8 protein-coding genes and 3 pseudogenes are annotated in these 9,406 nt (G+C 56.5%); 6 read left to right on the forward strand and 5 right to left on the reverse strand.

What is annotated here, in order from left to right; all coding sequences use genetic code 11:
• Positions 1 to 34 precede the first annotated feature (34 nt).
• Both GHK62_RS35100 and GHK62_RS35105 read left to right on the forward strand, forming a co-directional pair.
• Positions 35 to 153 (forward strand): annotated as a pseudogene (locus GHK62_RS35100) (histidinol-phosphate transaminase); the annotation flags it as partial.
• 216 nt (positions 154 to 369) lie between these two features.
• Positions 370 to 540: pseudogene (locus GHK62_RS35105) on the forward strand (TniQ family protein); the annotation flags it as partial.
• On the opposite strand, the gene GHK62_RS30580 reads toward GHK62_RS35105, so the two are convergent.
• From GHK62_RS30580 to GHK62_RS30595, 4 genes are all read right to left on the reverse strand, one after another.
• On the reverse strand, positions 475 to 669 hold the full coding sequence (locus tag GHK62_RS30580; RefSeq protein WP_153442690.1) for a hypothetical protein: 195 nt from the start codon (positions 667 to 669) through the stop codon (positions 475 to 477). The pseudogene GHK62_RS35105 and the gene GHK62_RS30580 sit on opposite strands and share 66 nt — an antisense overlap.
• 70 nt (positions 670 to 739) lie before the next feature.
• Complete coding sequence (locus GHK62_RS30585) at positions 740 to 1,762, reverse strand: LLM class flavin-dependent oxidoreductase (protein ID WP_153442692.1); 1,023 nt, start codon at positions 1,760 to 1,762, stop codon at positions 740 to 742.
• Positions 1,763 to 2,182: 420 nt separating this feature from the next.
• Complete coding sequence (gene hisC, locus GHK62_RS30590) at positions 2,183 to 3,289, reverse strand: histidinol-phosphate transaminase (protein ID WP_153442694.1); 1,107 nt, start codon at positions 3,287 to 3,289, stop codon at positions 2,183 to 2,185.
• 700 nt (positions 3,290 to 3,989) lie between these two features.
• Positions 3,990 to 4,484 carry a DUF2867 domain-containing protein gene (locus GHK62_RS30595; RefSeq protein ID WP_153442696.1) on the reverse strand — a complete coding sequence of 165 codons (495 nt, stop codon included), beginning with the start codon at positions 4,482 to 4,484 and terminating at the stop codon, positions 3,990 to 3,992.
• 461 nt (positions 4,485 to 4,945) lie between these two features.
• On the opposite strand from GHK62_RS30595, the gene GHK62_RS30600 reads away from it, so the two are divergent.
• A complete protein-coding gene (locus tag GHK62_RS30600) occupies positions 4,946 to 5,395 on the forward strand; it encodes a DUF3846 domain-containing protein (protein ID WP_153442698.1) in 450 nt (149 codons plus the stop codon).
• Between the two features lie 315 nt (positions 5,396 to 5,710).
• Here the strand turns inward: GHK62_RS30600 and GHK62_RS30605 are convergent, their stop codons facing one another.
• Positions 5,711 to 6,082: a Gfo/Idh/MocA family oxidoreductase gene (locus tag GHK62_RS30605; RefSeq protein ID WP_234887107.1), complete on the reverse strand. Its 372-nt coding sequence runs from the start codon at positions 6,080 to 6,082 to the stop codon at positions 5,711 to 5,713.
• Between the two features lie 77 nt (positions 6,083 to 6,159).
• Between GHK62_RS30605 and GHK62_RS30610 the strand changes: the two genes are divergently transcribed.
• From GHK62_RS30610 to GHK62_RS30625, 3 genes and pseudogenes are all read left to right on the forward strand, one after another.
• Entirely contained in the window at positions 6,160 to 6,645 is a 486-nt protein-coding gene (locus tag GHK62_RS30610; protein ID WP_234887108.1) for a Gfo/Idh/MocA family protein, read from the forward strand.
• A 1,157-nt stretch (positions 6,646 to 7,802) separates the two neighbouring features.
• Complete coding sequence (locus GHK62_RS30620; protein ID WP_153442700.1) at positions 7,803 to 8,093, forward strand: hypothetical protein; 291 nt, start codon at positions 7,803 to 7,805, stop codon at positions 8,091 to 8,093.
• Between the two features lie 804 nt (positions 8,094 to 8,897).
• Positions 8,898 to 9,406 (forward strand): annotated as a pseudogene (locus GHK62_RS30625) (calcium-binding protein); the annotation flags it as partial.

Below are 9,406 nucleotides of genomic sequence, written 5' to 3' on the forward strand. Positions count from 1 at the left end.
CGCTTACGATCAAGCCGCCCGTCCGCAAGCAGTTGAGGATCATCTTACTGCGCGCGGTTACATTCTGCGGGCGTGGCAGGCTATGGTCTTCCCACCACGCTGCGGATGACGGTCGGAACCGAAGAAGCCATCGCGGCTGTCATTTTCCCATAAAGCGGAGTCTGGGCCCGACACGGCGACATCAATCTGCATTACGGCAGCGAGCCGGGCACGAAACTCTACAGCGGCCTCTCCGATCAATATGGCTACTTTAGCATCCTGCCGATCAGACCGACAGAGAGGGAGCCGTCGAGGGCGGCCGCGACGCATCACCGACGAGATGGATGAGAGCTGGGAGCCGGAGTTCGATGCCGAGGCGACATTCGCGTAATGGAGAACGCGATTCGGCGGTGGTTGCCACTGATTTACCGCCCCTATCCTGACGAACTCCTGTCGTCGTGGATCAGCCGGCACGCCACCTTCTATGCGGTCCGGCTACGCGCCATGCTTCGGCACTGCTTGCCGGGGGTCTCCTCGTTGCGAGCTGCGGATCTTCGTCTGACCGAGGATCAGGAAATCCGCCTCGCCAACATGTTCGCCACCGAGCCGGCCGAAGGATGCAATCTTGCCATGGACCTTAGCGCCGACGCGGATGCGAGAGTTGCGGTTACTGGTTTCGATCTCGCTCACGGCTACGGCACGAGCTGGCAGCGAAGAAGTCACTTCTTCACATACCTGACTTCGTCGGGCACCATGGCAGTCAGCCAACCATTAATTCAGATTGAATGGTCATTGCGGTGTAGAGCGAAGCATCCAAGGGCAAATCCCCGAAGGCGACCTGACAAAGGAGATAGTTGGCGCCCGCCTCTTCCAGTTGATCAAGCAGAGCTCGTCGCACAAAAGCCGCCGTTCCAACCACACACAATTCACTTTCGATTGCTGCATCGAAGGTCAGGGGCAGATTTGGTGGAACTGGAATCGCGTTGAGGTCGTACAGGAATTTGAAACTTTTAAGCCATCGTTCATATGCAGGAGCAGCAAGCGAGTAGGCATGAGTTGCAGACTGCCCGACCACAATCATGCGAAGCATGCCGAGAAATGACGCTTGGTTGTTCGCGTCAGTGTTGTGTCCTTCCTCGGAGTGGAAAGCGTCAGTAATCTTGCGAACAATCGAAGCGGGTCCCACACACGCGATATTTGCGCCGTTTGCAGCGGCCCAGCGCGCGGACTCGGATCGGCTGGTGGCGACCCAGATCGGCGGGTGCGGACGTTGATGAGGGCCCAAGGTCAAAGGGACATCGTTTAGCTCAAAATGGTGGCCACTGTAGGAAAGAGTGCCGCCTGTCATCGCCTCCATTAGGATTTCACTGGCTTCGAGATAACGTCCTTGCACCGCGTCCGCATCAACTCCGAAGTAATTTAGCTCGACCGGAAGAGAGCCGCGCCCTATGCCTAACTCGGCCCTGCCGCCGCTCAAATGGTCAAGCATGCAGATCTCCTCAAACGCACGCAGCGGATGACAAAGGCTAAGCAGCATGACAAGGGGACCAAGACGAAGTTGGCAGGTGCGCTGCGCGACGCTCGACAAGAACAGATTCGGCGAAGGGCCTCTCCCATGCGGCGAACAATGGTGCTCCGCTAGGTGGTAAGCATAAAAGCCGAGCCGATCACACGCTTCCGCTAGGCTGAGGCGGTCTGCGTATTGCCGTGCAATGGCGCTACCATCCTCGTCCAAATGGTCGAATATGCCGAAAGCTAGTTTTGAAGGAAGGGCTTTTCTCATTCTACCGTCTCCGACTTTGTCCCGGGAGCCCCGGAACTTGATCCAAGCGAAGTCGGACTGGGGGCATTTCTCGGCTGAGCATCACTAGTCACGCTATGTCTGCCGTTGGCCGCCGGCGGAAGCCGGATCGTTGAAGCTGACGACATTACGGGCACCTCCTTTCCACGCTCGGCTATTGCTCAAAAGCTCTTTAGTGTTCCGCGGACCAAACCGCTTTGGCCCAGCGGCCTTGTCCAGGTTGTTGAGAATCGAGGGACGCGCCGTGCCCCTACGTTACGTGCAAGCGCCTTTGCAGCTCAGTGTTCCCTACGGGGGTGTTTAGGCTGGCCACCACTGTTAGGAGATCATTCTTGCAGTCGTCGCTCTCTGTCCTGTTCCCATGGTCCATTCGCAGGCGCAAAAGAGTAGAACCTGAAGCTGCTATACTGCCGATCTTTGAGACGTCTCAGATCCCAAAATGTCCTCGACAGCTGCTAGAAACGCATCCATTTGTGGTTTTGTCCCGATGCTGACGCGAATGCAGTCTTCGAGACCCTCATCAGGAAGGACGGCCACCAGTATCTTTTTGCGTTTCAAGCAGGTTTGCCACCAGGCGCCGTCTCGTCCTGCCGGCACACGGACCAGCAAGAAATTCGTATGCGAGGGCGTTACAGAGAACCCAAGTTGCGACAGCGCGAAATTCACACGCACTCTCTCATACTGAATGTGTCTGTGGTTTTCAGCGTAGGCGGTCTGGTGGGCAAGGATACTGACGCCAACCGCATGACCGATCACATTCATGTTGAACATGTTCTGGATGTTGCGCAGCCTGCCTATAACCTCAGGATGACCGAGGCCGAAGCCAATGCGAATGCCGGCCGCGGCATAGCTCTTCGAAAATGTTCTTAAGAGCAGGAGGTTCGGATAGCGGTCAACGAGACGCAGAGCACTGTCAGGCGCAAAGTCCACATAGGCTTCATCTACCACGATCAACCGGTCAGATTGTGCTACGAGGCTTTCAATATCCGCAATTGGCACAAACGTTCCGGTCGGGTTGTTGGGATTGGCCAGCAGAATGAACTTGGCCTCCTTTGCAGGACCGAAAAGCAGTTTGCGTATCGGCAACAAGCAAGTTTCGCCCCATCTGATTTCAAGCAATCGAGCACCTTGTAAGAGTGCGAGCTTGTGGTTGTATGCAAAACCAGGGGACAACATTGCGAGAGTGTCACCCGGGTCAAGGAATGCTTTATATATGAGCGAAAGGAGTTCGGACGATCCGTTACCGGCGATCACCTGATCCCTGGAAAGGTTATAGGACGCCGCTGCTGCGTCCCTCAAGCTGACGTTGTCATCCTCTGGATAAAGATACTGCCGTTCGAGAGCGGCAACAGCGCTCTCCAGTACCGGCGCCGGCAATGCGAATGGATTCTCATTTGTGTTTAGTTTGATACACTCGTCATCTGCTGCCGCATTGGACGGAAGAGAATTCAGCTGTCTGTGCACTTGCGAAAGAGACGAAAGTACGCTTTGCAGTTTTGCATCAGACATAGTTTTTCCCTTTCGGTCGCGGAGCACAGTCGCTTCGCCTGAAAGGCAAAACGAGTGAATTACCAGTGGCCGCCGTGGCTCCAACTTTATTGGACCGTTCTTTAGTACAGCTATACCACGTCCGTAAAATCGTTTGTTTGCATTGCATCTATCGATGCGATGAATAAAAACGACGAGTAGGAATTTCGATTACTCAGGTACTGCGCTCGAAGCCTGCCGGAGATCTTCTTGAGCGCGCTCGGGCCGAGCCCCTGGAGCTGGGACATATGGCCTCAACGCTGACAACGGTGCACTGGGCGGCACGACCTGGAGGCTGACTATGTGGTGAACGCCGTGAAGCGATCCCATGATAGTGCTTAATACGCTGTGGCGACGTGGCGCGTGGCCGACGACGTTCGGCATTGCTTTGCGCCGCCACTACACCGCTTTGCGGCAGCTTGTTATCGCAAATTCGCGAGAGTCGTGTGGACGAATTGAATCCGGTTCGGCTCTTTGGATCCTGCTGAGCATTTACACGACGCAGAATGAAAAGAGTCTTTCATGATGCTCCTGCCGAGCGGCGGGCGACGCGTCTCCGCGTGGCAAATGCGACTGCGGGTGAGCCGCTTCGGGTTGGCTGAGCAATGGGAGAGGGTCTTCAAGACCTTCTTCGATCGCGCGTCGTTTTCCAGCTGGGCGATATTCCTCTGTCGCCGAGCATTCACCTTCTTCGTGATGCGGTGTAGCAGGGTCGTTCAACCGCCGTCAGCAAGGACGGGATAATTACCTTATGAAATGGAATGGCGGCGGCAAGATAGAGCCAGCCCATGAGACTCCTGCGGCGCACAAGGGTGGTCACGCCGACGATCTGGCCATCAGCCGGCCCTTCACCGACATCCACGACCAGGCGAAAAAGCAGGTGGCGGTCATCATAGCCGAATACCATCTGGCGGTTGTCGCTATGCATTAGGGGAAGGCTGGCGAGCAGATCGGAATGCCTCGTGTCCGCAGTTGCGTTCAGACCGACCAAAGGCGCGAGCCGGTTTCGAAAACTCAGAAGGCTTCGCGCCCAGTAAGGTGCGCTCTCAAGCGCTCGCCGTGCCGCCTCAGTCGCTGTCATCCGTTCGCCCAAGACGAGGACTTCGTAGCGATCAGCCCAATCGGCTCCCGGAAGCCAAGCATTCGGCAGTCTTACGGTGGCTATTCGTGGTCTCATGAGCGCTCACCTTTCGCCCTTTACAGCTTCCGCCGATTAAGGCGGTTACCGTGCGTTTGACCAAATACATAATTGCCCAGGAGGGCCGCGCGAGATAGCGGACCGCTTGCCGCAGTTTAGGGCCAATTTGTCGCAAAGGGCTGACGCCGACAGTGATCATGGTTTGCCGGCCGACCGTTTCAAGGTGCTGTGCCGTTAATGCAGTACGCGGTCATTGATAGCGGATTGCAGTACGAATCGGACATGCTGAGCCGCGGTGCACCGGTCTGAGCACCGTGGGCTCAAGTCCGCCCTTGCTGAGCGGCGAGGATCTCACGCATCCATCGCGCGGATGGATTCCATACAAACAATCGATTTTGTTTGGCCCGCGGAATGCGGCATAGGCAGCAACTGAGGTGCACGGATCACCGCTCGATCGGATTTGACGGGCTTGAGACCGCTTCACCATTGGAAGGACTAAGATGAAAAATTTGGTTTACCTGTTGGATCCGGAAACCGCACTCTTTCGAGTTGTTCAGCTTGTCGGCGCTGTCAGCATTAAGCCGATCAGTGACTTGCTCGGCTGTGAGGTTACTCAAATGGTCCGCTTTGACGAGTCGCATTGGCTATTCGTAGATGAAGAAGCACTACGGCCTGGTCTAACAGCCTTCACCATTTTCGATGGGTACCCACAGCCTCTTGGCGGGAAAATCGTTCTTTCCGGTAATGACCGGAGCGAGTCATATCATTCTCCATCGATAGACATTGGGACTGCCGCTGGACATTTCCAGTGCTGCCGACCCGTGCTTGACCCGGTTTTCAGCGCGCCTGATGATGTGCAGCCGAAGGGGCTTACACTTGCGGGGGCACTGGTGGATTTGAAAGTACGCATCGAGAGCCGCCCCCCTATGCTGGTGAACGGAAGTGCCTGAGACTGCAACTCCGGAAAACAAGACCCTCAGTATCATTCCGGAGACGTTCGCCCGAAAGCCCGGCAAAACAACAATCAGTCTGAATTGCAGAAAACGAATCATAATCGAGGCGACAAGTTCCATCTCTTATCGAGTTTACCGGTATGCAGGGAAATCGAGGCGGCGCTTTGCTTTGGACTCATTCGCAGTTCCCTGCACAGGCCGCCGGATGACACGGATTGCAGACGAATTCAGTGCTTTATCGACACCCAAGACCCACCGGATTCGTGGCTGTCGGCACAAGCATCAATGAACAGCATGCCTTTAAGCCCATCTTCAGCCCCGGAAAGCTCCACGCAACCTTTTGGGAGCGCGTATCCTGCGCGGCAGGCGGCGATTGCCAGCTTCTGCATAGAGGTTTGCCCATGTATCCACAGCCGCTTCGCCGTGCCCCCGCGGAAGATGTATCAGGCGTTCCGCCTCAGGCAGGATTCCATTGCCGTGGCCACGGAGGAAAATCTGTTCCTGCTCCCCTAAGGGCACATAACGCAACACCTCGGGCTTTTCCTGATCCCAATCTAGCCCACCCATGTCGCCCCACACACGAATGCGGAGCCGGCAATATTGGCCCGGCGCTGCCTGCGTCACCCAAAGAATGCCAGGAGCACCATTCTCGAGATGGAAATTGATATAAGCCGTGTCTTCCATCGGTTTCGGAGCTCCACAGTTGTGAACCTCAGCCCTGACGCTGGCGACCCGACCGTTCGTACGGTGACTGGAACCAAATGGCAAAAGGAGAAGCCGAGCGCAACGACGGTATAGAAGCAATCGCAATCGTCACGCCAAACTGGACGCACCATCGGATCGCGGCGGCCTTTCTCAAGGCTGGTATCGACGTTATACTCGACAAACCCATGACCACGACCGCTTCCGATGCTCGAGAGCTTGTGGAGCTTCAAAGAGCGACGGGCCGCGTCCTCGTCATGACTTACCCATATGCGCATCACGCGATGGTTCGCCAGGCCAAGCACATGATCCGAAACGGAGCCATCGGAACCATCCGGCAGGCACACGTGGAATATGCTCAGGAGTGGGCGACAAGTGCAGTTCCCGCTCGCGGCAAGGGTGCTATTTGGCGCCAGGATCCCGAGAAGGTCGGCCGTACCTCAACGACCGGCGATACTGGGCTGGATATTGCAATCATCCATTCTGTTGCCGATGCGTGTGCGTTCTTCGGGTCCGATGATAGAGCTCCCGCGACGACTTCCTAGTGATTCGACAACCTCGCCCCAGCGAAGTGCCATTGCCCGACAAGTCCGCCTCTTCCTCCGCCGACGAATCCCAGTCGCAATCGCCGACCGAGGATTGGATTTCGCAAATCGCATTTCCCGACAGAGGTCATCTAGTTCTCCATAGTGATTCATTCTTCTACGAAATCAGCAGCGGCATGCATCTGCCCCATACAGAAAGCCCTCATCACTAGCCTCCACAAGAGTGCCGCTTAGTTTCTGCTTGCTTCCTTGATGCTGCCCTAGTGTCGCGTCGATCACCTCGGCGGTCCGTTTCGTGTCGTGTTCGCGCCAGGAGGTCGTTTCTTGGTTTGGCCGGTTTGATCGTCATTTTGCTCCTGCTCAAGTGCTTGCGAGTTTGCAGACTTCGAAGCACGCGCCGTGCCAAAGGATAATATACTCTAGAAACAACAGGATAGCTCTATTCCGCCCATGTCGCATGTCCGACATCGCCGGAGATCCGACATAGCGCATGTCGAACGCGGTCAAGCTGGGCGGCTGAAAGTCATCGTGGCGACGCCACGATCGAAAGGTTTCGGGGACGAGGTTCGGAAGGCATTGCACCGCGCGGCGTGTGGCGAAACAAGGGCATGGAATTGGACGGGGAACATGCCGTCACCGACACTTCTATGTAGGCCCCTCTCACGCCGGTATGGTCACAGGTGGCGCCCGCGCTGACTATTCAAAGGCGCCGGTCTGCTGCAGTCGTGCGCCCTATTATGCTCGCGCAGGCATATGGGCAATTGCGACAGGCGCCGAAGGATTGCTTGGATCTTCGGGCATTTCCTTTCCCACCTGTATTCAGGCCTTGCAGGGACAAAGCAGACTGGCCACTGCTGCGGGCCATCGCCATTGTTGTCTTCATTCTGACGTACTCATGCCCATTTGCCGGATGACGGATATTCCGATACCTCAACACCTTCCCGGTAAGGCCGGGTCGACGCGGTTGAACACATGGCGTAATTTATGCAAACGTGAATCGTTCCATGCGGATAGCCAATTTGACCGCTCGTCCTTGATGTTAAAAGACTGCAGCTGGCGTTTAGCGGGAGGAGCCTTCCGCGATGCGATAGGATGTGCCTGGGCTGAAGTTGCTTTCAGACAGTCCTTGTTCAAGAACAAGCCTGCAGGATCGGACCATGAGCTCAACGACGGATTTTATTGCAGAGCTGATCAGGGCAGCAAACGGGATAGAGAAACTCACGCACTATGAGATAAGCCGCCTATTAGACCTCTCAATTGACACCATCCGCGACATGTGCAGGCAGACTGGCGTCGCAGGAATACACAGTGCCCGGGACGTTCTTATTGATCTCAGGTTATCGTCGGAGCGCGCCCGAGATCTGCCTCCGGAACAAGTGAGGGACGCTCTCATCGACGCAGCCGACGTCCTCAGATCATTAAAAATTGTACTGGATCGCAATGAGTGAGTTGTTTATGTCGGTTGTCCTCTGAAGCCGCTCGTGCCGACTGTATTTCGGCGCTTCAAGGCGGCAACAAGATTCAGTCATGGTGGCGGGTCGCCAAGTGAGCCTTGCTCGGGGGGCGAATCGCTGGAATTGAGGGCCGTGCGACCAGGTAATGGCAGCTCTAGTCTCGCTCAGAACATTCGAAACTCGTGCGAAACCTCCGGCTTAGGGAAGAATCGTGCGGCGGCTGCCTGAAGGGCCCTTAGGTCCGGTGCCAACCTGGTTGCGGCGATGGTGCCAGACAGCAATCCCGGGACCGGTGCGCATATCAACAGCAGTCGCCGTCACCAACGGCGATAAAAGGCGACGCAGCGGTCCAGCGACCACCGCTCAGCCAGCAATGTGTAGACGTCGGCCAAACCATCCGTGATCGGGAGATCGCTTTATGCTTTCCGGTCCAGTGTTGAAGGAGCATCGCTTACCGAGCGCGCTTTTCTTGACAAATGGTGGAGGTTTCCATGGTCACGCAGCCTTGATTTGCTCGACCTAGCGGCGGTGGGCGCTGTCCAGGCCACCCGAGGAAGCGCGAGGCGGGGCGGAGGAGCTGGGGCTGCCCGCGGCGCTACGGCTGTCCCGCCGGCTCGCGGCAACGCATGCATGATCCCGTGTCGGCGCCGCGTTGGTCCGAAAATTCGAAACTGTGAAGTCAAGCGCACCGGATGCATCCGAAATGTCGATGCCCATAAAATCAATCGATTACTCCAATGGTCTGATAAGGAGTAAAGGAGGTGGTGTTGAGGCGTTAAATCATAAGGAGGATCTGCAATGCTAATCCGTGGTGGTCCAAGTGACAACAGCCTCCTCGGCAGCGATGATGACGATGTGCTCCTCGAGCCCTCCGGCAATGACTGGATTGACGGTGCTCGCGGTAATGACTCCGTCTCGGCGGGCGAAGGCAATGACCGAGTCTTTGGTGGCGAGGGCAATGACCATGTCTTCGGCGAAGCAGGTAACGACTATCTTTACGGAGACAATGGCCGCGACAGACCGCCCGTGGCCGGTCAGGACAATGACAAGCTTTACGGCGGTCCCGGCGACGACGTCCTCTTCGCCAGTGACGGCAGAGATCAGCTGACCGGCGGCGACGGCCAAGACACCTTTGTGTTCCAATCCCACAATCCGGTCCGCGACCCAGCGGGCTGGCCGGACCCGGGCTACACGGTCATCTTGGATTTCGACCCGAACGAGGACACTTTCGCCTTTGATGCGGCAGGCTATTACAGTGACGGTACCAGCGCAAACTTCGTCAGTCACGCCAGTTCGCGGTCTGGCCA

Origin of the sequence: Sinorhizobium terangae (assembly GCF_009601505.1) — a bacterium.
Classification (GTDB): Bacteria; Pseudomonadota; Alphaproteobacteria; order Rhizobiales; family Rhizobiaceae; genus Sinorhizobium; species Sinorhizobium terangae.

Bases quoted from the DNA above. Each gene is read 5' to 3' on its own strand.
- GHK62_RS30620 (WP_153442700.1), top strand. From the start codon at position 7,803: ATGAGCTCAACGACGGATTTTATTGCAGAGCTGATCAGGGCAGCAAAC.
- GHK62_RS30610 (WP_234887108.1), top strand. From the start codon at position 6,160: ATGGCAAAAGGAGAAGCCGAGCGCAACGACGGTATAGAAGCAATCGCA.
- GHK62_RS30600 (WP_153442698.1), top strand. From the start codon at position 4,946: ATGAAAAATTTGGTTTACCTGTTGGATCCGGAAACCGCACTCTTTCGA.
- GHK62_RS30595 (WP_153442696.1), bottom strand. From the start codon at position 4,484: ATGAGACCACGAATAGCCACCGTAAGACTGCCGAATGCTTGGCTTCCG.
- GHK62_RS30585 (WP_153442692.1), bottom strand. From the start codon at position 1,762: ATGAGAAAAGCCCTTCCTTCAAAACTAGCTTTCGGCATATTCGACCAT.
- GHK62_RS30605 (WP_234887107.1), bottom strand. From the start codon at position 6,082: ATGGAAGACACGGCTTATATCAATTTCCATCTCGAGAATGGTGCTCCT.
- hisC (WP_153442694.1), bottom strand. From the start codon at position 3,289: ATGTCTGATGCAAAACTGCAAAGCGTACTTTCGTCTCTTTCGCAAGTG.